Annotated in this window: 22 protein-coding genes; 8 read left to right on the forward strand and 14 right to left on the reverse strand. The window is 60.9% G+C overall.

What is annotated here, in order from left to right; genetic code table 11:
* Window positions 1-8 precede the first annotated feature (8 nt).
* The gene (locus CAF76_RS08085) at window positions 9-743 is read right to left on the reverse strand and encodes a thioredoxin family protein (protein WP_085648566.1); all 735 of its coding nucleotides are present in this window, start codon (window positions 741-743) and stop codon (window positions 9-11) included.
* A 176-nt stretch (window positions 744-919) separates the two neighbouring features.
* On the opposite strand from CAF76_RS08085, the gene CAF76_RS08090 reads away from it, so the two are divergent.
* The gene (locus CAF76_RS08090; protein ID WP_039772548.1) at window positions 920-1,312 is read left to right on the forward strand and encodes a hypothetical protein; all 393 of its coding nucleotides are present in this window, start codon (window positions 920-922) and stop codon (window positions 1,310-1,312) included.
* Between the two features lie 60 nt (window positions 1,313-1,372).
* On the opposite strand, the gene CAF76_RS08095 is transcribed toward CAF76_RS08090, so the two are convergent.
* The 3 genes from CAF76_RS08095 to CAF76_RS08105 form a co-directional block, all read right to left on the reverse strand.
* Entirely contained in the window at window positions 1,373-2,242 is an 870-nt protein-coding gene (locus CAF76_RS08095) for a DUF6279 family lipoprotein (RefSeq protein WP_085648565.1), read from the reverse strand.
* Window positions 2,243-2,319: 77 nt separating this feature from the next.
* Window positions 2,320-3,036, reverse strand: coding sequence for a TorF family putative porin (locus tag CAF76_RS08100; RefSeq protein ID WP_039772546.1), 717 nt, complete (start codon window positions 3,034-3,036; stop codon window positions 2,320-2,322).
* A 218-nt stretch (window positions 3,037-3,254) separates the two neighbouring features.
* Window positions 3,255-3,443, reverse strand: coding sequence for a hypothetical protein (locus CAF76_RS08105; RefSeq protein ID WP_170844885.1), 189 nt, complete (start codon window positions 3,441-3,443; stop codon window positions 3,255-3,257).
* A 350-nt stretch (window positions 3,444-3,793) separates the two neighbouring features.
* On the opposite strand from CAF76_RS08105, the gene CAF76_RS08110 reads away from it, so the two are divergent.
* From CAF76_RS08110 to CAF76_RS08120, 3 genes are all read left to right on the forward strand, one after another.
* Window positions 3,794-4,630 carry a S1 RNA-binding domain-containing protein gene (locus tag CAF76_RS08110; RefSeq protein ID WP_064383204.1) on the forward strand — a complete coding sequence of 279 codons (837 nt, stop codon included), beginning with the start codon at window positions 3,794-3,796 and terminating at the stop codon, window positions 4,628-4,630.
* Between the two features lie 45 nt (window positions 4,631-4,675).
* Window positions 4,676-5,080: a DUF2177 family protein gene (locus tag CAF76_RS08115; RefSeq protein WP_085648564.1), complete on the forward strand. Its 405-nt coding sequence runs from the start codon at window positions 4,676-4,678 to the stop codon at window positions 5,078-5,080.
* A gap of 270 nt (window positions 5,081-5,350) precedes the next feature.
* Window positions 5,351-6,283: a DMT family transporter gene (locus tag CAF76_RS08120; protein ID WP_085648563.1), complete on the forward strand. Its 933-nt coding sequence runs from the start codon at window positions 5,351-5,353 to the stop codon at window positions 6,281-6,283.
* Here CAF76_RS08120 and CAF76_RS08125 read toward each other — a convergent pair.
* Window positions 6,228-7,409 (reverse strand): MFS transporter, encoded by a 1,182-nt coding sequence (locus CAF76_RS08125; protein ID WP_085648562.1) that lies wholly within the window; start codon window positions 7,407-7,409, stop codon window positions 6,228-6,230. The two genes, CAF76_RS08120 and CAF76_RS08125, sit on opposite strands and share 56 nt — an antisense overlap.
* Before the next feature lie 104 nt (window positions 7,410-7,513).
* Between CAF76_RS08125 and CAF76_RS08130 the strand changes: the two genes are divergently transcribed.
* Both CAF76_RS08130 and CAF76_RS28820 read left to right on the forward strand, forming a co-directional pair.
* The gene (locus CAF76_RS08130; protein ID WP_074691146.1) at window positions 7,514-8,407 is read left to right on the forward strand and encodes a LysR family transcriptional regulator; all 894 of its coding nucleotides are present in this window, start codon (window positions 7,514-7,516) and stop codon (window positions 8,405-8,407) included.
* Window positions 8,408-8,549: 142 nt separating this feature from the next.
* Window positions 8,550-8,678 carry a PA1414 family protein gene (locus tag CAF76_RS28820; RefSeq protein WP_003184145.1) on the forward strand — a complete coding sequence of 43 codons (129 nt, stop codon included), beginning with the start codon at window positions 8,550-8,552 and terminating at the stop codon, window positions 8,676-8,678.
* Window positions 8,679-8,771: 93 nt separating this feature from the next.
* Here CAF76_RS28820 and CAF76_RS08135 read toward each other — a convergent pair whose 3' ends face one another.
* The 6 genes from CAF76_RS08135 to speB all read right to left on the reverse strand — a co-directional run bounded on the left by CAF76_RS08135 (window position 8,772) and on the right by speB (window position 14,298).
* Window positions 8,772-9,020, reverse strand: a complete 249-nt coding sequence (locus tag CAF76_RS08135; protein WP_039772540.1) for a phosphopantetheine-containing protein — start codon at window positions 9,018-9,020, stop codon at window positions 8,772-8,774.
* Window positions 9,021-9,064: 44 nt separating this feature from the next.
* Window positions 9,065-9,790, reverse strand: a complete 726-nt coding sequence (locus CAF76_RS08140) for an MBL fold metallo-hydrolase (protein WP_085648561.1) — start codon at window positions 9,788-9,790, stop codon at window positions 9,065-9,067.
* 84 nt (window positions 9,791-9,874) lie between these two features.
* A complete protein-coding gene (locus CAF76_RS08145; protein ID WP_011332980.1) occupies window positions 9,875-11,254 on the reverse strand; it encodes a sodium:solute symporter in 1,380 nt (459 codons plus the stop codon).
* A gap of 92 nt (window positions 11,255-11,346) precedes the next feature.
* Window positions 11,347-12,858, reverse strand: a complete 1,512-nt coding sequence (locus tag CAF76_RS08150) for a cytosine permease (RefSeq protein WP_064594245.1) — start codon at window positions 12,856-12,858, stop codon at window positions 11,347-11,349.
* A 56-nt stretch (window positions 12,859-12,914) separates the two neighbouring features.
* Entirely contained in the window at window positions 12,915-13,337 is a 423-nt protein-coding gene (locus tag CAF76_RS08155) for a nuclear transport factor 2 family protein (protein ID WP_085648560.1), read from the reverse strand.
* Window positions 13,338-13,347: 10 nt separating this feature from the next.
* Complete coding sequence (gene speB, locus CAF76_RS08160) at window positions 13,348-14,298, reverse strand: agmatinase (protein ID WP_003222717.1); 951 nt, start codon at window positions 14,296-14,298, stop codon at window positions 13,348-13,350.
* 428 nt (window positions 14,299-14,726) lie between these two features.
* Between speB and CAF76_RS08165 the strand changes: the two genes are divergently transcribed.
* Together CAF76_RS08165 and CAF76_RS08170 are read left to right on the forward strand one after the other, a co-directional pair.
* Window positions 14,727-15,620 carry a LysR family transcriptional regulator gene (locus tag CAF76_RS08165; RefSeq protein ID WP_085648559.1) on the forward strand — a complete coding sequence of 298 codons (894 nt, stop codon included), beginning with the start codon at window positions 14,727-14,729 and terminating at the stop codon, window positions 15,618-15,620.
* A 5-nt stretch (window positions 15,621-15,625) separates the two neighbouring features.
* The gene (locus CAF76_RS08170) at window positions 15,626-16,222 is read left to right on the forward strand and encodes a tRNA-uridine aminocarboxypropyltransferase (RefSeq protein ID WP_085648558.1); all 597 of its coding nucleotides are present in this window, start codon (window positions 15,626-15,628) and stop codon (window positions 16,220-16,222) included.
* A gap of 147 nt (window positions 16,223-16,369) precedes the next feature.
* On the opposite strand, the gene CAF76_RS08175 is transcribed toward CAF76_RS08170, so the two are convergent.
* Genes CAF76_RS08175 through CAF76_RS08185 form a run of 3 tightly spaced genes read right to left on the reverse strand, consistent with a single transcriptional unit; the run spans window position 16,370 to window position 21,293 of the window.
* Window positions 16,370-17,731: an HlyD family type I secretion periplasmic adaptor subunit gene (locus CAF76_RS08175; RefSeq protein ID WP_039772526.1), complete on the reverse strand. Its 1,362-nt coding sequence runs from the start codon at window positions 17,729-17,731 to the stop codon at window positions 16,370-16,372.
* Window positions 17,732-17,741: 10 nt separating this feature from the next.
* Window positions 17,742-19,901: a type I secretion system permease/ATPase gene (locus CAF76_RS08180; RefSeq protein WP_085611569.1), complete on the reverse strand. Its 2,160-nt coding sequence runs from the start codon at window positions 19,899-19,901 to the stop codon at window positions 17,742-17,744.
* Window positions 19,902-19,934: 33 nt separating this feature from the next.
* Window positions 19,935-21,293, reverse strand: a complete 1,359-nt coding sequence (locus tag CAF76_RS08185; protein WP_064383226.1) for a TolC family outer membrane protein — start codon at window positions 21,291-21,293, stop codon at window positions 19,935-19,937.
* Window positions 21,294-21,795 lie beyond the last annotated feature (502 nt).

Consider the following 21,795-nt stretch of genomic DNA (forward strand, 5'->3'; position numbering starts at 1 on the left):
TTTGGGGCTCAGTCACCATGGCAGCAACTGGATTTTGCTGCCCCGTCGTACCGATCATGATGCCGCACCCATTCCATGATCTCGTCCTCGTTCCGGCCCTTGGGCGTAAGGTCGAGAAAGTTGTACGCACCGACCAGCATGTCCAGACCTCGGGCGTAGGTTGAGTAGGTGTGGAAAATCTCGCCGTTGTCAGCGCGATAGAACACGCTCAGCCCGGGCATTTCTTCCTCGGCGCTGTCGGTCTTTTCGTAGTTGTACGTAGCCTTGCCTGCTTCGACATCCTCAGCGCGGGCACACACGCCAAAGTCGTAGTTGAAATCGCAGCCGTCCGACGACACCCAGTCGAATGTCCAGCCCATCCGGCGCTTGAAGGCCTGGAATTCGGCGAACGGTGCGTGGGACACCGCCACCAGCGCAATGTCGTGATGGGCCAGGTGTTGGTTGGCGCCGTCGATGTGGTCGCTGAGGAATGAACAGCCCGGGCAGCCTTCCTCCCAGCCCTTGGCGAACATGAAGTGGTAAACGACGAGCTGGCTGTGTTTGCCGAACAGGTCGGCAAGTTTCAATCCGCCGTTCGGGCCCATGAAGCGGTAATCCTTGTCGACCTTCACCCAAGGCAGGGCGCGGCGTTTGGCGCTGAGGCGGTCGCGTTCCCTGGTGAAGGCCTTTTCATCGGCCAGATGCTGCTTGCGGGCGGCGAGCCATGCTTCGCGCGACACCACCGGATGATTCTCAACGTTCATGATGATTTCTCCTGCGGGGTTGAAACCGTCTGTCTCAGACTAGTCGTTCAACACCCCGGGAAATCGACAGACCGCCGGTCGGTCGGGGCGCGGAATAATCCTGAACGCTGACGCAGCGCTCCGGTCACAACCTGTGAACGCGCCAAAAAATCACGCGCACCGGAGGTTGTATCAGGATGACGACTTATAACTGGGATTTGATTGAGCGCCTGCTGCATGAAGTGCAGAACGGCGCGGGCCACAGCTTCGCGCCACGGTCATTCGCCGAAGACTATGCGGCAGAAAAAGCGGCAGCGGGCGAGCCGATCGAGAATCTGGATCACCTGAAAACACTCGCCTGTGACTACGAAAAGCTGCTGCTGGAGCGCGGCTACATCGAGCCCCGTGGCGAAGATGAAGGCAGTACCGGCAACAACTTCAGCCTGACCCCGCGTGGCTCCAGCCTGTTGAGCCTGATCGACAGCAGCATTCCCGGCAACGATCATCCGCGTCAGGTGCTCGATGAGCAGGAAGATGCGCTGGATGAGCTGACATTCGATGAGGTGGCTTCCAAAGCGCAGATTGCCTGAGGCTTTGCACAAAAATGTGGGAGCGATTTTGCTCGCTCCCACATGGGTTTTTCAGTGATCTCAGCTTTTTTGCGCAGCCTTCAGGCACTTCAAATCATTGAAGTCCTTGCGCACCCCCTCGATTTTTTTCAACAGGCGCTGTCTTTGCTGCGGCGTGCTCTCTGCCATCAGATCGACGAACAGCGAACGGGCCTGCGCCTCGGTATTGGCGTAGGCCTTTTGGTAATCCGGGGTCCATAAACGCTCGCGATTGACCAGAAGGGTCTCGATCCGTTGTGGGAATTCAGGACTTTTGCGTTGCGCTACCGCCGCGCTGAACTGCTTTTGCCAGTGGGCGCGGTTGGCGATCCACTGGGTGTTTTGATCGCCCAGGGCGGTCGACCAGGTCATCACCCGCTGTTCCTGTTTGGCGCTCAATGGGCCGAGCCAATCGTTGAGACGCTTGTCCATGCGCGCGCCTCGTTCGGCAATCTGCTGCGCCAGTGGTGGCTTGAGGTATTCCTGCTGGCGCTTTTGCAGATCCTTGGCAAACGCGTCGTTCATTTCAGCGACCTGCCGATCATCCAGCCCTTGCAGCAATTCAATCGCCGATGGGGTGATTTCCCGGGCGGTTTCGGCGATCGCCTGCTTGGCTTCTGCGGTGCGGGCCTGGAGCGCTGCGTCGGTGACCTGATTGGTCTCGACCATGGTTTGCAGGCGATCCAGCCAATCGAGAAAACCCGGCAATTGCGTGGTGCAATGCCAGTTCAAGTGTTCCTTGAGTCGCTCGTTGAACCAGTCCTTCTGCTCGCCGTTCATGTCCAGGTAGTCGCTGAGCGTCCACGGAATGATCACGTCAAGGTTGCGATAAGCCAGGCCGACACGGCTGCAGGCGCCGAGGGCAAGGGTCAGGATCAGTAGAATCGCGATGCGTTTGAACCAGCTAGACATGGGCGAGTCCTTGCGAAAGCCAGCCTTGAGGGTCTGATTCTCATGTGAACACAGGATGGCCCCGGCAGTTCAGCCCATCAAAAGAACGGGCGTTCGGCCTTGAGCGTGACCAGCCCGTCGCACTGACTGTTATGCCCGGAATAGGCCGAGCAATCGCTGCCGCTGAGGCTCGAATTGCTGTAGATCAGGTCGAGGTCGATGCCCATGAACGGCCGGGAAAGTTTCACCGACCAATCGGTAAAACTGCTGACATAACCCCCGTCCACCGAGACCGGCGTGTTGAGTTGATGGGTGGTGTATTTCATGCTGATCCCGATGCCGAACGGCTGATTGCCGCCCAGGTCGGCAAACAGGGTGTTGTTCTGTTTATCCGGATCGTTGCTCAGGGCGATGCCGATCCGGCTGCCGAGCAGGGTCAGGCCACCGAACAGTTCCTGGCTGTCGAGGGTGTCGACCTTGGGATAGCTGTAATGGATCATCCCGACTTCGTAGCCGAGGGTCTGATCGAAAGGTTGTTTAAAGCCGACGTAGGAGTCGATTTCGAGATTCTTCCCCGGCGTGAGGCCCATGCTCGGTGCGTACTGGCCAACATACAGGCCGCTGTCATGGCTAAGATCCAGGCCGCCGTGGAACGAGCCGACTGCCGAAGGTTTGACCAGCCCCTGGGCCATGCTGCGGCTGGGCGTGGTGCCGAGCTTGAGGTCGAAGTCACCGAGTTCACGCTGGAAAATCTGCGCGTGCGCGGCTGTGCTCGCCAGCAGGCCTACAAGCAATAAACAGGATGATTTGAGCATGCGTCACTCCTTGAGCAGCGAGCGCAGGGCGATAAAGCCTGCTGAAACGCTTGATCCAGACGCGTGCAAGGATACCGGCGAATGATCGGCATCGAGGGCCGTTCGTCGATTTCTGCTGTTTTGTAGGTTTGATTAAACGCGAGAGAGGTCTTGCGAGAGATCCGGTCCAGACGCTTCGAAGCTCAAAGCGCCTTTGGACTGGTGTGCTGCGGGGGGTGTTACTTCTTGCCCAGGCTGATCTGCTTGGACGGGCCGAACGTCTGGCCGCTGACGCCCTTGGCAATTTGCTGGATTTCGCCGCCGGACTTGAGGAATGCCGCGATCTGATCGTTGATCGATTCGCTGGTTTCAACGGCTGGAGCTGGCTTTGCTTTGCTGGAGGATGCTTTTACACGCATGGCGGCCATTAACCTGTAGAAAAGTAACTCGGCCAGGCATCGTACAGGAATAACTTGACAATTGCTTGGTAAATATCCCCCGGAATAACCAGTGGGCGGGTGGATTATTCGTGATTAATTATTCGAAATATCCCGCTAACCTGCTGTTTTAAATAACAACCTTTAGGCGATTCCATGATGTTCGGCGCTGTCGGGATCGCGTGAAAGCCGTCACGCTGGCCTGACGAGCGGCGCCCATCCAACGCGAAATCCAGGAAAATCAAGGCTTCCCACAGATTTTCGCGCGGCCGGCCGATCGGACGGCCAACCAGCACGGCAAAACCGGGTAGAATGCCGCCCACGCAATGAGGGTATTGGAAATGGCTTTAGTCGGGCGTTACAACAGTTTGCAAGTGGTTAAACACACTAACTTCGGTTTATATCTGGACGGCGGTGCCGACGGCGAAATCCTTTTGCCCAACCGTTATATCCCTAAAGATATTCCCAGCGAAGATGAAGACTGGCTCAATGTTTTCATTTATCTGGACAGCGATGACAAACTTATTGCCACCACTGAAAAACCAAAAGTTCAGGTCGGTGAATTTGCCAGTTTGAAAGTTGTTGAAGTCAACAGCATCGGCGTGTTCCTTGATTGGGGCCTGCCGAAGGATCTGCTGCTGCCTTACTCCGAAGAAAAACGCCAGATGACCGCCGGCGAGTACTGCGTGGTGCACGTCTACCTCGACAAGCACACCCGCCGCATCACCGCCACCGCGCGCCTGGATCGTTATCTGGACAAGACCCCGGCCAACTATAGCGCTGGGCAGGAAGTTGATCTGCTGGTCGCCGAAGCCACCGACATGGGCTTCAAGGCGATCATCAACAACAAGCACTGGGGTCTGATTCACAAGAATGAAATCTTCAAGTTCATGCGGGCCGGCATGCGCGAGAAAGGCTTCATCAAGGAAGTGCGCGCCGACGGCAAGATCAGCCTGAGTCTGCAACCGGTGGGGCAGGAAGCCGCCAGCAGCCTGAACTCGAAGATCCTCGCCAAGTTGCGCGAAAACGATGGCACCCTGGCCGTCAGCGACAAGAGCGATCCGGCACTGATCAGCAGCCTGTTCGGTGTCAGCAAGGGCAATTTCAAGAAGGCCATCGGTTCGTTGTACAAGAACGGTCAGATCGTCATCCATGCCGATCGCATTGAACTAACCTGAGTCTCGCGTGGCCCATGTTGCATGGGCTTACTTGAGGTCAGGCAGATGAAAAAAGCACTGATTGCCTACGTCGCCACACTGCTGGCGTTTCTTCTGCTCGACGGGCTCTGGCTCGGCGTGTTGATGGCGCCGACCTATCGCGAACTGCTCGGTTCGCTGATGCTCGAAAAACCGTTGCTGGTGCCGGCAGCGGTTTTTTATTGCCTGTACGTTTTCGGCTGCGTGGTGTTTGTGGTGCTGCCGTCGCTGACCTGGCAACGCGCCGCCCGCATGGGCGCGCTGCTCGGGCTGGTGGCTTATGGCACCTATGACCTGACCAACTGGGCGACGTTGCGCGGCTGGTCGGCGCAGGTGTCACTGATGGATTGGGCCTGGGGGACGTTTGCCACGGCGCTGGCTTGTACGGTGGGATGGGGAGTGGCCAGAAGGCTTGATCGATCCGCCGGATAATGTTTGTTGCCTGAACTGGCGTCAATCGCGAGCAGGCTCGCTCCCACAAGGGATCGCGTTTCCCTGTGGGAGCGAGCCTGCTCGCGATTGACGGCGCAGCCGTCAGCCAATCACCACTGACGTTTCAGGAGAATCAAATGTCTTTTCCAGACGGCTTTTTCTGGCTGACTGGTTAATAATCCACTCACTATTTTTCGCCCCGGACAACGAGCCGGGGCTTTGTTTGACCATTGGAAAAACTGCCATGTCGTGTGTGTTCGAGGTGTCGAGGTGAGCGTCAGTCGGCGCAGTGCCGACAGATTTGCCCTGCAAGTGATGATCGGCCTGTGCCTGATCTGGGGCGTGCAGCAGGTGATGATCAAGTGGGCGGCGACCGACATTGCGCCGGTGATGCAGGCGGCGGGGCGGTCGGGAATTTCCGCGTTGCTGGTAGGACTGCTCATCTGCTGGAAGGGTGGCTGGGATCAGGTCGGTGCTACCTGGCGCGGCGGCTTGCTGGCCGGTGCCTTGTTCGGTCTGGAGTTCCTGTTCATCTCCGAAGGCTTGCAGTTGACCACGGCGGCGCACATGTCGGTGTTCCTCTACACCGCGCCGATCTTCACTGCGCTGGGCGTGCATTTTCTGTTGCCGAGCGAGCGTCTAAGACCGGTGCAATGGCTGGGGATCTTCATGGCGTTCGTCGGGATTGCCGTTGCGTTTGCCGGCGGCGTGTCGTGGGACAACCTCGACCGCCGCATGTTGATGGGCGATGCCCTCGGCGTGCTGGCCGGTGCCAGTTGGGGCGCGACCACCGTGGTGGTGCGCGCTTCGCGTCTGTCGGAGGCGCCGGTGACCCTGACCCTGTTCTATCAATTGATCGTCGGCTTCATCGGCCTGTTGCTGATCGCACTGCTCAGCGGCCAGATCACCCACGTCAGCCTGACCGTCGTGGCCGTGGGCAGCGTGCTGTTCCAGGGACTGGTGGTGTCGTTCTTCAGTTACCTCACCTGGTTCTGGCTGCTGCGCCGTTATCTGGCGGCCAACCTTGCGGTGTTTTCCTTCATGACGCCGTTGTTCGGCGTGACCTTCGGCGTGGTGCTGCTCGGCGAAGAACTTAGCCTGAATTTCATCATCGGTGCCGTGCTGGTGTTGCTCGGCATCACCTTCGTCAGCGCGGAACAGTGGGTGCGTCGGCGTTTGCGCAAAGCCCTCGGCCAGCCGTAACGGATTTGCACGCCAGACCGCCGGCAATCAGCAGGCCGCTGCCGGCGATCACCAGCGCCGGTTGCAGGCCGCCGCTGAAATGGCTGCTGACCGCCGCCAGCAACGGCCCGCTGAGCTGGCCGACGGCGAAGCACGCAGTGAGCAGGCCGGCGTTGCGCTGGGTGGCGTGGGGCGCCAGTTCCCGGGAGCGTTGCATCACCAGTTGCATGCAGGCCAGGAACGGCGTGCCGCACAGGATCACGCCCAGCGCCAGACCAAGGCCACTGCCCAGCAGACAAGCGAACACCCCGGCAGCCTGCAGCCACAACGTCGCCATCAACCAGTGCCGGGTGGTTTGCGGATCGTGCCGACGCAAACTCACCAGCAGCACACCAATCGCAGCGCCAAGGCCGAAGCACGGCCAGAACAGATCCGCCTGCCATTGCCCGTGGAACTGCGCGTTGGCCATCTGCGACAGGAACGTGGCAGGGATGATGTAGCCCACGCCGTACAAGGCATACACCACCGCCAAACGTCCAATGCCACGATTTGACGAACCGACCGCAGTCGGCGCGGCCGGCACGCCGACACCCGGTTGCGGCAGGATCCGCACGATCCCCAGCAACATCACCAGCGCCACGGCGGCATAAATCAGCCACAGGGTAGCGGAAGTCTGCTGCGCCAGATGTGAGAACAGCGCCAACAGCCCAGTCAGAAAAATCCCCAACCCCGGCCCGGCAAATACCAGCGCCCCCAACCGTGGGCGACCCGCCGCCGCAGCCAGCGGCTGACTCAATGCAGTAATCATCACCAGCACCCAGGCGCTGGCCACTCCGGTGCCGAACCGCAGCAACAGATGCGACCAGAAACCGTTGGCCCAGAACGACGCCAGTGTCAGCAACACACACAACCACAAGCCACCATGCAGGCGCCGCTGCACCTGATCCGGCCGCCGGGAAAACATCGCATCCACCGCACCGAGCAGATAGCCGAGGTAGTTAGCCGCCGCAATCAGACCGGCGGCGGTCAGGTCGATCTGCCCTTCACTGAGCAGGTGCGGCAGTTGCGGGGTGAGGGCGAAACGCCCGATGCCCATGGCCATCATCAGGGCAACGAAACAGGCGGATAAGCGAATCAGCGGTGACATGGTCTGAATTCCGTTGGAGGTTCAATGACCGTCAGGCTAGGACTGATTGACTTTCTTTAAAATTGAATAATAGTGAGTAACTTGTTCTGTTCAGGAGAAAGGTTGTGGAGTTCAGCCAATTGCGGATCTTCCAGGCCGTGGCGGAGGAGGGCTCGATCACCCGCGCCGCCGAACGTTTGCATCGCGTGCCGTCGAACCTGTCGACCCGGCTCAAACAGCTCGAAGAGCAACTGGGTGTCGAACTGTTCGTCCGTGAGCGTCAGCGTTTGCAGTTGTCGCCTGCGGGAAAAGTCCTGCTGGACTACACCGGCAAACTGTTCGCCCTGCGCGATCAGGCCTGCGCGGCGGTGATGGGCGGGCAGCCGGCGGGAGATTTCGTGCTCGGCACGCTGTACAGCACCGCCGCGATCCATTTGCCGGCGCTGCTGGCGCGCTATCACAAGCAATATCCGGCGGTGAATCTTCAGGTGCAGTCCGGGCCCAGTGGCGAGTTGCTCGAAGGCCTGCTCACCGGGCGCCTCGACGCCGCGCTGGTGGACGGCCCGCCGCAACTGGCCGGGATCGACGGTGTGCCGTTGTGCAACGAGCGACTAGTGCTGATCAGCGAGGCCGATCACCCGCCGGTGCGCAGCGCCAAGGATGTCGAAGGGCGGGCGGTATTCACCTTTCGTCATGGCTGCGCCTATCGCGCACGGCTGGAAGCGTGGTTCGCCCACTATCAGGCGGCGATGGGGCGGGCGATGGAGATCGAGTCCTATCAGGGCATGCTCGCCTGCGTGATTGCCGGCAGCGGCGTGGCACTGATGTCAGAGTCGATGCTCGCCAGCCTGCCGGGGCGCGAAAGCGTGGCGGTGCATCCGCTGGCCGAGCCTTTTGCCAGTGCGACAACATGGCTCATGTGGCGCCGGGGCATGGTCGGTGCCAACCTCAACGCGTGGATTGAACAACAGCAGGCGCTCTATCCCGTGGCTGGCGAGGACGTGCGGGAAACGGCTTGAACGAACGGTCAGGGATTTGGATCAATTCAGTAACAGATCATTGCGGATTTGGCCGAGCATTGCGTAGGACTTCGGACTATTATCAGTGCGAAGCGGCCTCAGAATTCCGGACGCTCAGCACCACCCTGAAGGGGGCATGACGATGAAAGAGAAAATTCAAAACTGGCTGCACGATTTGGGTGTTGCCCTCGGCTTGATCGAACCGCCTCTGCAACCGGTCCCGATTCGCACCGATGACGAACAGCGTCGGCGTCAGCCACGTCGGCGGTAATGCCCCGCTTTGAAGGATCAAAGGATTTAAACGACAAAAGATCGCATCCGGCCGTCGCTCCATGGAGTGGCGGCCGGGTGCGATCTTTTGTTTTCAGTGACGCCCGATTTCCATCAGAAACCGGCTCAGGTCATTCACGGTTTTCGCAGTCTTGAGCATCCGGTCTTCTTCGGCGGTGAAGGCCGTCAGTCCGAATTCATCTTCCAGATGGAAGATCAGATCCTCGATATCCGCTTTTTCCAGCCCCAGTTGCGCAAGGCTGGTGTGGTCGTCGAATTCACGATTTTCCAGCAGGCGCAGGATGAATCGGTGCACGGCAGCACGCACGGCAGCTCTTCTCATGGCAGATTTTTATGGTTGTTGATCTGACTGGAGTACAGCAGGCCTCAGGCGTGCCGACGCAACCATTCGTCAATCATCCCGCGCAGATGCTCTCCGGAAAAACTGCCGAAGTGCCCGCCATGCACCGTGCGGATCTTCAGCCCCTGCAAGCGCCGCAGGCTGGCGGCGTAGTCGTCGAGATTGGAATGGTAGGCGTCTTCGATCAACGGCCCGTCGTAAATGATGTCGCCGCTGAACAGGGTTTCGCTGGCCGCTTCGTAGAGGCTGATCCCGCCCGGTGAATGTCCCGGCGTGTGCAGCACCTGCAGCGTGCGATTGCCCAGGTCCAGCACATCGCCGTCCTCGACAAACCCAGTGGCCGGCGCAGCCTTGACCCGATATTCGGCGTAGCACAACGGGCAATCCGGGTGCGCTTCGAACATGTCGTCGCCGACGAAGGCCCGGCTCAGATCGTTCTCGCCATCCGGCGCTGCCAGAATGTCCGCCTCGGCGGGATGCACCAGCCGTTCGGCAAATTCGTGATGCCCGGCGATGTGGTCGAAATGGCAATGACTGGCCACCGCCACCAGCGGCCGCTCGGTCAGCCACGGCAGTTGCTCGCGCAGGCTGACCAGCCCGGAACCGCTGTCGAGCAACAGATCCTTGTCCCGGCCCTGAACATGCCACAGGTTGCAGCGGTAGAACGGGCGGATGAACGGCTCGTGAATCAGCCGAATGCCGTCGCTCAGGGTTTGCACTTCGAACCACTGATCGCGAGAAACAATCTTCATAAGCACTTTCCTTGAGACGAAAAAAACGGGTGTGGCAACCGACGCCACACCCGCCGAAGAAAGCATCAAGTCGTTACGTTCAGCTTAGATCGCGCTGGCCACCACGTTTGGGCGACGGGACATCAGGCTGACCACCACAAAACTCACCAGACCCACAGCCAGGCTGTAGTAGATCGGCGTGTTGGCATCCAGACCATCCTTGAACATGAACAGCAGGGCGGTGGCGAAACCCAGGCCCATGCTGGCGATGGCGCCGGCGGTGGTCGCGCGTTTCCAGAAGATCGCACCGATCAGCGGGATCAGCATGCCGCCCACCAACAGGTTGTACGCGAGGGTCAGGGCGCTGATCACGTCGTTGACCACCAGCGCGATGCCCAGCACCACGACACCGGTCAGCAGGGTGAACAGGCGGTTCACCCCCAGGCTCGACTGTTTGCCGCCACGCAGTTTCGGCAGCAGGTCTTCGGTCAGGGTGGTGGCAGCGGCGAGCAGACCGGCGCTGGCGGTGGACATCATCGCGGCCAGGGCAGCGGCGATCACCAGGCCACGGATGCCATCCGGGAGCGACAGTTTGACGATGGCGGCGAAGGCGTTGTTGACGTTGTCCAGATCCGGGATCAGCACGTGCGCCGCCATGCCGATCAGGGCACAGGCCAGACCGTAAAGGATGCAGTAGATGCCTGCGAAGCTACCGGCGTACTGAGCCACTTTTTCGTTCTTGACGGTGAACACCCGTTGCCAGATGTCCTGACCGATCAGGATGCCGAAGAAGTAGATCATGAAGTAGGTGATGATCGTGTCCCAGCCGATAGTGGTGAAGCTGAAGGCGGTGGCCGGCAGTTTCAGCACCAGTTCGTCCCAGCCGCCGACGCGGTACAGGCAGATTGGCAGGAGGATGAACATCAGGCCGACGGTCTTGATGATGAACTGGACGATGTCGGTCAGGGTCAGCGACCACATGCCGCCGATGGCCGAATACACCACGACCACGCCACCGCCGAGCAGTACCGAGATCCAGAACGGCAGGCCGAACAGCACTTGCAGCACGGTGCCGATGGCGAGGATCGAGGTCACGCCGATCATCAGCGCGTAGGCCAGCATGATCGCCGCGCTCGCCGAGCGGGCCATCGGGTTATAGCGTTTTTCCAGGACCTGGGTAACGGTGTAGATCTTCAGTTTCAGCAGCGGCTTGGCCAGGAACAGGTTCAGCGCCACGATGCCGCAACCCAGTGCCGCGCACAGCCAGAAACCGGAAATGCCGTGCACGTAGCCCAGGCGCACGGTGCCGACGGTGGACGCGCCGCCGAGAACGGTTGCAGCCATGGTGCCCATGTACAGGCTCGGGCCGAGGTTACGCCCGGCGACCAGGAAGTCCTCGTTGGTCTTGGCCTTGCGCATGCCAAAGTAGCCGAGCAAGAGCATGCCGGCGGCGTAGATGAGGACGACGAATAAATCCAAAGCCATGATGGCGTGTCTCCGATTGTCTTTTTTATGGTGAAACAAATTGGTTCTATGAGGCTGCCCTTGTGGGAGCAAGCCCGCTCCCACAGGGTTGATCAGGCAGCCTGACGCAGCGCCGCTTCAGCCGGCGCATGGGCGCCTTTGCTGCGGGGATCCTTCGGGCCGTAGACCAGCGCCGGCTCCGGGAACAGGCTCAGCAGCATCAGGTACATCACCGAGGCCAGACCGAGGGTCACCAGCAGGCTGATGTCGATGCCGCCGGCCAGTTCACCCAGCGGACCCACGAACTGCCCCGGCAGGTTGACGAAGCACAGGCCGACCGCCGCGCTCGGGATCCACGCGCCCAGGCCGCGCCAGTTCCAGCCGTGGCTGAACCAGTAGCGTCCGCCTTGCTCGCCGCGAGTGAACACTTGCAGGTCGTCCGGGCAGTAGAAGCCGCGACGCACCACCAGGCCGATGATCATGATCACCATCCACGGGGTGGTGCAGGTGATGATTAGCACCGCGAAGGTCGACACGCTCTGCACCAGATTCGCCGCAAAGCGCCCGATGAAGATGAAGGCAATCGACAGCACGCCGATCAGCAACGTCGCCTTGACCCGTGAAAGCAGACGCGGGAACACGCTGGACATGTCCAGCCCGGTGCCATACAGCGAGGTGGTGCCGGTGGACATGCCGCCGATCACCGCAATCAGGCACACCGGCAGGAAGAACCAGCTCGGCGACACCGCCAGCAGACCGCCGACGTAGTTGTTGGCCGCGATGTAGTCCGGTGCCTGGATCGCCACGATGGTCGCGGTGGTCAGGCCGAACAGGAACGGGATGAAGGTGGCGATCTGCGACAGAACCACCGCCGCCATGATCCGCTGGCGCGAGGTTTCACGCGGGATATAGCGGGCCCAGTCGCCGAGGAACGCGCCGAAGGAAATCGGGTTGCTCATGGCCACCAGTGCGGCGCCGATGAACGCGGCCCAGAAGCCTGGCTGGCCGAGGCTGACGGTGCCGGCGTAGTGCGAATCGAACGGGCCGGCGAAGGCAAAGATGCCCAGCAGGAACAGCAGGCTCGCGCTCCACACTGCGACCTTGTTCACCCACAGCAGGAAGCGGAAGCCGTAGATGCACACGGTCAGCACCAGAATCGCGAACAGACCGTAGGCCAGGCCCAGGGTCAGGTCGGTTTCCGGCAGGCCGATCAGGCGTTTCGCACCACCGATCAGCGCATCCCCCGAACTCCACACCGAGAGCGAGAAGAAGGCGATGGCGGTCAACAGCGACAGGAACGAACCGACGATCCGCCCGTGCACGCCGAAATGCGCACCGGACGACACGGCATTGTTGGTGCCGTTGAGCGGGCCAAACAGGCCCATCGGTGCAAGGATCAGCGAGCCGAGCAGCACGCCCGAGACAATCGCCCAGACGCCCGCCTGAAAGGACAGGCCGAACAGCACCGGGAAACTGCCGAGCACGGCGGTGGCAAAGGTATTCGCGCCGCCGAAGATCATGCGGAACAAGTCCACGGGACCGGCGGTGCGTTCGTTGTCCGGGATCTGTTCGACCCCGTGGGTTTCAATCTGCGTAAGGCTTTGGTCGTTGTTGTTGTTATTCATGATCTGCTCCGATCATAAAGGCGCGCCTCATCGTGTGTGAGGCGTCACCTGTTTGGCTAAGGGGATGGCAGCCCTTCCGGCATTGCGGACAAATGTTCGTGGCAGGCCAGCCAAAGGCCTTGTTGTTCTAGGCTCGACGCTTGTTTTCTGAAAACAATCGTCTCGCGCTCCTGGCTGAAGTGTTGCTCCCCTTGCATGCGCAGCTCGGTGGCCACGTCATGGATGAAAATCGCCACGTCATCCTGCAGGCTGACGAAGGCGTTGCTCGAGGTGCAGGACAGCACCTCGAAGCCATCCTCGGCGCGCCAGCTGTCCCACAACGCCTGATAGGCATCGCGCGACAGCAGGGGCTGTTCGAGGGTGTAGAACACAAAGCTCGCATCGGCGCTGAACGCGCCGAAGTAGGCTTCGCGATCGTTGCGGGCGAAGGCGGACACCAGATCGGCGGCCGCTTTCAGAACCTGATCACGTTCGTTCATGACCCGACCCTCAGCGGTGGACCACGCCTGGCAGTACGCAGAGCATTTCGTACAGCAGATTGGCGGCCAGCAGCGAGGTGTTGCCGGTGGTGTCATAAGCGGGCGAGACTTCTACCAGATCGCAGCCGATCAGGTCGAGGCCCTGGCAGCCGCGAACGATTTCAATCGCCTGAATGGTCGTCAGACCACCGATTTCCGGGGTGCCGGTGCCTGGCGCCCAGGCCGGGTCGATGCCGTCGATGTCAAAACTCAGGTACACCGGGCCGCCACCGACTTTCTCGCGCACTTCGGCCATCAGCGGTGCCAGCGACTTGTGCCAGCACTCTTCGGCCTGAACGACGCGGAAGCCCTGATCGCGGCTCCAGTTGAAGTCGTCGGCGGTGTAACCCTGCGCCCGCAGACCGATCTGCACCACACGGTCGCAGTCCAGAAGACCTTCTTCGACCGCACGACGGAAAGTCGTACCGTGGGCGATCTTCTCGCCGAACATGTGATCGTTGACATCAGCGTGAGCGTCGATGTGTACCAGACCGACCTTGCCGTGCTTTTTGTGGATGGCACGCAGGATCGGCAGGGTGATGGTGTGGTCGCCACCCAGGGTCATCGGGATCACGTTGTGCTCGAGGATGTTGTCGTAGGCTTCTTCGATGATGCGCACGGCGTCGAGCAGGTTGAAGGTGTTGATCGCCACGTCACCGATGTCGGCAACCGACAGCGAGTCGAACGGCGCAGCGCCGGTGGCCATGTTGTACGGGCGGATCATCACCGATTCGGTGCGGATGTCGCGCGGCCCGAAGCGGGTGCCGGGGCGCAGCGAAGTACCGATGTCCAGTGGCACGCCAACGAAGGCAGCGTCCAGACCGGCAGCGGTCGGTACATGGGGGAGTCGGAGCATGGTGGCGATGCCGCCGAAGCGCGGCATTTCGTTGCCGCCCAGTGGTTGGTGAAGAATCTTGTCCACGGGTAGGGCCTCATCGTCTTTGTTTTATTTATGTCGGCGCACCGCATTCGCAAGGTCACGGGCACCGCTGTGGGCCGATTCTGCGAAATGTAGTGAGGCGGAAGAATCGCTACGGGCAAATACTTAGTTCAGAAATTTCTAAACTAATGATGTGGGTAGAGATAGACTTTGTGCGCCTTGGGGTTTGTGATCGGCTGAACATCGCCGCCCTCACCCCAGCCCTCTCCCGGAGGGAGAGGGAGCCGATAGAGTTGTTCTCAGGAGCTTCATCGACCTGAAATATCGAGTCGAACTTAATAGAATCTGGGACAGACGCAGAATTTGAAGGCCATGGAGATCGGCTCCCTTTCCCCCTCTCCCCCTTGGGGAGAGGGCTGGGGTGAGGGGTGGTTCCAACAGACGACACAGTTCCAAAGCCCGGAGTAGACATGGCCAACGCTTTACCCGACCTGAAACTGTTGCGCATCTTCGTCAGCGTCGTGCGTCATCAGGGGTTTGCCAACGCGCAGCAGGAACTCAACCTGTCGACCTCGGCGATCAGCACCTACATGAGTCAGCTCGAAGCCGCGCTGGGTCTGGTGCTGTGCCATCGCGGGCGCGGCGGTTTCAGCTTGACCAGCAAGGGCGAGCTGTTCCATCAGGAAACCCTGCGTCTGCTCGCGGAGCTTGAAGGTTTCGAGCAATACGCCGCCGCGCTCAAGGGCGAGTTGCGCGGCACCCTCAACCTCGGGGTGATCGACTCCACGGTCAGCGACAAGGCCTTGCCGTTCGCCGAAGCCATCGGCGCCTACAGCCAGGAACACCCGGCGGTGCATTTGCATCTGTCGGTGATGAGCCCGTATGAACTGCAACTCGGCGTGCAGGACAACCGCCTCGACCTGGCCATCGGCGCGTTCTCCACGCGCATGAGCGGTCTGGTGTACATGCCGCTGTACCGCGAGCAGCACTGGCTGTATTGCAGCAACCGGCACCCGCTGTTCAGCGAACGGCGGATTCCCGAACAGGTCATCACCCAGCAACGCATGGTCGGACGCGGTTACTGGAGCCAGGCCGAACTGGCCCGTCACGGTTTCAAACACAGCGCCGCTACCGTGGAAAGTATGGAAGCGCAACTGATTCTGGTGCTGTCCGGGGCCTACATCGGTTACCTGCCGGAGCACTACGCCCAGGCCTGGGCCGACAAGGGCGACCTGCGGGTGCTGCTGCCGGCGACCTTCGGTTATCAGGCGCCGTTTTCCATGATCATGCGCCGTGGCCGCAGCCGCGAACCGCTGATCCAGACCTTCCGCGATCTGCTCAAAGCGCAGCTCAATCAGGCATAAAGAACATGTCCAGACCCCAATGCCCGCGCTGCCTGCGCCCACAAACTCATTGCCTGTGCCCGCTGATCCCCAGCCTCGACAGCCGCACCCGAGTATTGCTGTTGCAGCACCCGAGCGAGGTCAATCACGCGCTCAACACCGCACGGCTGGCAGTGCTCGGGTTGAACAATGCCGAGCTGATCGTCGGTGAGGTATTCGAGGATTTGCCCGCGCTGCTGAACCGGCCGGGGTATCGGGCGCGATTGCTGTTCCCGGCGGATGATGCGCAGCCGATGCAGGCTTACGCCGCATCGGATGAACCGCTGTTGCTGGTGGTGCCGGACGGCACGTGGCGCAAGGCGCGCAAGATGCTGCACCTCAATCCGCTGCTTGCGGCGTTGCCACGGGTGACTTTGGCGGAGGGCGGGGTTTCGCGGTATCGGCTGCGCAAGGCACCGGGGCCGGGGGCGTTGTCGACGATTGAGGCGATAGTGCAGGCGTTGCAGACCTTGGAAGCGCCGGCCTCTTTCGAGCCGCTGCTAAAGCCGTTCGAGGCGTTGATCGAGGGGCAGATTGCGGCGATGGGGGAGGAGACCTTTCAGCGCAATCATGGCGAAAGATAGGAGCTGTCTGTACTGGCCATATCGCTAGCAGGCTAGCTCCCACAGTGGATTGGTTGTGAATGCAAAATTGAGTTCACAGCAAATCTCCTGTGGGAGCTAGCCTGCTAGCGATTGCAATGGTCACATCACCGACAATGTTGAGCAGAATTAGCGCTCGCGCATCGCCTCGGTCCGGGCCTTGAGCACTGGTTTCAGCAGGTAATCCAGCACACTTTTCTCCCCGGTAATGATGTCCACCGTCGCCACCATCCCCGGAATGATCAGCAGCGGTTTCACATCCCCGCCCAAATGGTTTTTGTCGGTGCGCACCTGGATCAGGTAGAAGCTGTTGCCCTTGTCGTCGGTAATCGTATCGGCGCCGATCAGTTCAAGCTTCGCGCTCAGCCCGCCGTAGATCGTGTAGTCGTAGGCGCTGAACTTGACCATGGCTTTCTGGCCCGGATGCAGGAACGCCACGTCCTGAGGGCGGACCTTGGCTTCGATCAGCAGGTTGTCTTCCAGCGGCACGATTTCCACCATGTCACTGCCCGGCTGCACCACGCCGCCGATGGTGTTGACCTTCATTTGCTTGATCACCCCATGCACCGGCGAAGTCACGGTGGTGCGGCTGACGCGGTCGTCGATGGCGATGCTCGACGCGGTGATTTTCGACAGGTCGGTGCGTTTCTCGTTGAGCTCCTTGGCCGCTTCGGAGCGGAAGGTCTGTTCCGATTCGTCGATCTTGCTGCGGATCTCGGCGATGGCCGATTCGGCGCGGGGAATGGCCAGGGTCGTGGCGTTCAGGGAACCGCGGATTTCCACCGCACTGCGCTTGAGCCGCAAGATCTCCACCGGCGACACGGCACCGGTCTTGACCAGCGGTTCGGACATGTTCATTTCCTGATTGACCAGCGCCAGGCTCGAACTGTATTGCCCCTGTTTCGAGCGAAACTCCGCCAGCTCCTGAGTCTTCTGCCGCAGCTGTTCGCTGAGGGTTCTCTGTTCGCTGGCCAGCCGCCGCTGCCGTTGTTCGTACAGCGAACGCTCGTCCTCGGCCACTTGCGGCGCCTTGGCGATCACTTCGTCCGACAGCTTGAACGGCCGGCCCTCTGCTTCGGCGGACAAGCGTTCGACCTGCGCGGTCAAGGCATAACGATCGGCCTCGCTCTCACCCTTGTTCGACAGAAACCGCGTGTCGTCCAGGCGCAGCAGTTTGTCGCCCTTATCGACCATTTGTCCTTCGCGCACGAAGATCTCGGTGACGATCCCGCCCTCAAGGTTCTGGATCACCTGGACCTTGCTCGACGGAATCGCCTTGCCTTCGCCCATGGTCACTTCCTGCAACACCGCGAACTTGGCCCAGACCAGCGCACTGATCAGCAGCGCCGCCGCCAGCCACACGGTGATGCGCGACCAGCGTGGCGAATCCTGCAGCGAAGCACCGGCGGTTTCCGGCATGAATTCGGCTTCGGCGCTTTTGCCGAAACTGTCGAAGTAACCGCGCGGTTTTGAAGGTGAGGAAGCCGACATGGGGTAACTCCTAGACCGCTGCCGAGCCGACCCGGCCCTTGCGCAGCGCATCGATGACCGCTTCTTTCGGACCGTCGGCGACGATCCGGCCGTTGTCCAGCACCAGCAACCGGTCCACCAGGCTCAGCATTGAAGTGCGGTGGGTGACCAGCAACAAGGTTTTGCCCTGCACCCAGCCGTGCAGCTTCTGGCGCAGGACGTCTTCGCTGCTGTTGTCCATGGCGCTGGTCGGTTCGTCGAGCAGCATGATCGGCGGGTCGAGCAACAGCGCCCGAGCCAGCAACACGGCTTGGCGCTGGCCACCGGAAAGCAGTTGCCCACGCTCGCCCACCGGCCGGTCGAAGCCTTGCGGGTGCTGGCGGGCGAGCTCGGTGACGCCGGTCAGTTCGGCCACTTCGAGCATCCGTGAATCGCTGATGTAGCGGGCGCCGAGGGTCAGGTTGTCGCGCAGGCTGCCGGCCAGCAGCGGCAGGTCATGGGCGACGTAGCCGATCTGCTGGCGCAGGTCGGCGACATCCAGTTGCCGCAGGTCGAGGCCGTCGAGCAGCAACTGGCCTTCGTCCGGTTCGTAGAAGCCCATCACCAGTCGCGCCAGGGTGCTTTTGCCCGAGCCGCTGCGGCCGATGATGCCGATCCGTTCGCCGGGTCTGACGCTGAAGCTGACGTTGCTCAGGGCCGGGGCGTTCTGGCCGTTGTAGTGGAAGGTCACCGCGTTGGCGTCCAGCGCACCTTGCAGTTGCGTGCGCTCCAGCGGCCGCTGTTTGCCGTCGCGTTCCTGAGGCAGGGACATCAGCGCATCGGTGCTTTTCATGGTCAGTTGCGCTTGCTGGTAGCGGGTAATCAGCCCGGCGATCTGGCCCAGCGGCGCCAGCACGCGGCTGCCGAGCATGTAAGTCGCCACCAGTGCGCCGACGCTGAGATTGCCGGCGATGATGCTGTAGACCCCGGCCACAATTGTCGCCATCCCCGAAAACTGCTGGATGAACAGCGTGCCGTTGGTGGCCAGCGCCGAGAGATTACGCGCGTGGCTGTCGAGTCGGGTGAGGGCGCCGTGGGTGCTTTCCCATTTGTGTTGGCGCTCGCTTTCGGCGCTGCACGCCTTGAGGGTTTCCAGGCCACCGAGGGTTTCGATCAGCAACGCCTGACGCTCGGCGCCGAGGCTCAGGCTTTTCTGCACGGTGTCGCGCAGGCGAGCCTGAATGATCATTGCGAACACGATCGTGATCGGAAACGCCAGCAGTGGAATCACCACCAGCCAGCCGCCGAGCAGGCCGATCACCACCAGCATCAACACCACGAAGGGCAGGTCGATCAGGCTGGTCAGGGTCACGGCGGTGAGAAATTCGCGCAGGCCCTGAAAGTCATGAATGCTCTGGGCGAAGCCGCCGATGGTCGCCGGCCGGGCTTTCATCGCCATGCCGGTGATGCGTTCGAATAAAGTCGCAGAAAGGATCACATCGGTTTTCTTGCCGGCGGTGTCCAGCAGGTGCGCGCGCACCACCCGCAGCACCAGTTCGAAACCGGTTCCGATCAGCAGCCCGATGGCCAGCACCCACAGGGTCGACGTGGCCTGGTTCGGCACCACGCGGTCGTAAGTCTGCATGACGAACAGCGGCACCATCAGGCCCAGCAGGTTGATCAGGAAACTGGCGAGGATCGCGTCGCTGTACAGCCATTTCGACAGCTTCAGGGTGTCGCGAAACCACGCCTGCACTCGTGGCACCAATGGCGAGCGCAAGTCCTCCAGTTCATGCCGGGGCCGGGCGAACAGAGCCTGGCCGCTGTAGTGTTCGGTGAGTTCTTCACGGCTGACCCATTGCTCGCCGCCGTCGGCTTCGCTGGGCAGGATCAGCGCCTTGCCGTCTTCGCTAAAACGCCGCAGCACTGCCGTGCGCCCGTTGCCCAGCAGTAACAGCACCGGCAGGTTCAGCGGTGAGATGTCTTTCAGCTCTCGGCGCAGTAACCGCGCCTGCAACCCGGCCCGGGCTGCGGCGCGGGGCAGCAGGTCCAGGCTCAGGCGTTGTTTGTCCAGGGGCAGCCCGGCGCTCAGGCTGGCGCGACTGACCGTCGCGCCATGCAGTTTGCAGAGGATCAACAGACCGTCGAGCAACGGGTCATCGAAACTCAGCCGCGGATCGATCCCGGTGTTACCGGGTTGCATGCTGGTCATATTGATCGCTCCCCTGGCACTACATCATCGGGACTACTTCAGTTCAGGCAAGCGCGCTTCGTTTTTCACCTCGGTCGCAGCAATCGCATCGGCCGGCAGCACCACCCGCTGCTTGCTTAACAACTGGCCCATGTTCGCCAGCACGCGGTACATCGAATATTCCTCGGTGTAGCGGATTTCGGTGTAGCGACGGTTGGCGTTGTACAGCTCGTTTTCACTGTCGAGCACGTCCAGCAGGGTGCGCTGACCGAGGCCGAACTGATCCTGATACGCAGCGCGCACACGCTTGGTGGTCTCGGCGTATTCGCGGGCGGTGGGGGTCTGTTTCTTAGCGTTGAGCATGGCGTTCCAGGCCAGGTGAATGTTCTCGTTGAGCTGGCGCAGGGCGTTGTTGCGGATGTCCATCGCCTGGTTGATCTGGTGCGCGTCGGAGGCCAGTCGCGCTTTGTCGCTGCCGCCACGGAACAGGTTGTAGTTCATCACCACGCCGACCCGCCATTCGTTGTCGTGGCCCTCGTCACCCTGCACGTTGTTGTTGGCGCCGACGGCGGCTTCCGCGTCGAAGCGCGGGTAGAACGGCGACTTGGCGACTTCGTACTGGCTCTCCGCCGATTGCACGTCAGCCTGGGCGGATTTCAGATACGGGTTGTTCTCGACCATGCTCTGCTGGGCTTCAGGCAGCGTGGCGGGCAACTCGCCGCGGGTCGAAGCCGGGGTTTCCAGCTCATCGGGCATGCGCCCGACCACGCTGTAGAAGTTGGATTCGGCATCCGCCAGATCGACTTCGGCGGTGTCGAGGTTGTTCTGCGCCAGCGCCTTACGGGCCACCGATTGATCGGAGTCGGCGGTGCTGCCCACCCCGCGCTCGGTGCGCAGGCCGATCTGGTCGTTGACCCGCAAGTGCGCCTGCAGGTTGTTCTTGGCCAGGGTCACCAGTTCGCGACGCTTGAGCACTTCGAGGTAGACCTCGATGGTGCGCAGGGCCAGATCCTGGGCGGTGCCTTGCGCGTAATAGGCACGCGAGTTGGAAACACCCTTGGTGCGCTCGACTTCGTTGGCGGTGTTGAAACCGTCGAACAGCATTTGCCGCAGCCGCAGCTCGGACTGGGTGTAATTGAGGATTTCGGTGTGGTGGTTACCGAAGGCCCGGGTGTTGGTGTTGTCGCTGTAGCCGCGCCCGTAAGCAGCGTTCAGATCCACCGACGGATAGAAGCCGCCCTTGGCGACCTTCACCTGTTCATCAGCCGACAGGCGCGCATCCACGCGCGAGGCCAGTTCGGGGTGGGTAGCGATGGTGCTCTGGATCGCTTCGGTGAGGTTCATGGCCTGGGCTTGGGAAGTGCAAGCCATGGCCAGCAAAACCGCGCTGCAGAGGGGGGTTAGTACGCGCATGGGTGCATCTCCCTGAGTCCTGATGGTGTTTCGCTGTCGCCAATTTATTGACGATATTTTTAGTAGAAAGCGTTTCATGCCTGTAACAACAGAGCTAAGAACATCCTGAAGCGTAGCTAAGAAAAAATTTTCATAAGGGTTATGCCAAAAAAAACTTATGCGCTTCGCTAAATCCAGCACATTGTTCCACTCGAAAGCCTTTGTTTTATGCGCTTTAGGGAGCACAGAAAGGCTTGAGGAAAGTTCCACTCACTTTGCGACATACGGCGAAGTACTGCTAAAGGGGAGGGACGCGTAGCGGCTGATGAGCGACAGATTTTTGTCACTCGGGTGATTCACCACCGTTACGTAGCGCTAGTGGGCCTGCTGCAGTGAACAGAGATTCCAAGTGCTTGATGGCGCTGGAGTTTCTGAACTTGCACAACCTGCGAAACGAACTGTCGAGGTGCGAGCGTCGCCCCGACAACCCGCTTGAGCCATGGGCTGCTTCGCTAACCAGCGC

It is taken from the genome of Pseudomonas sp. B40(2017) (genome assembly GCF_002112855.1).
GTDB classification, from domain to species: domain Bacteria; phylum Pseudomonadota; class Gammaproteobacteria; order Pseudomonadales; family Pseudomonadaceae; genus Aquipseudomonas; species Aquipseudomonas pharyngis.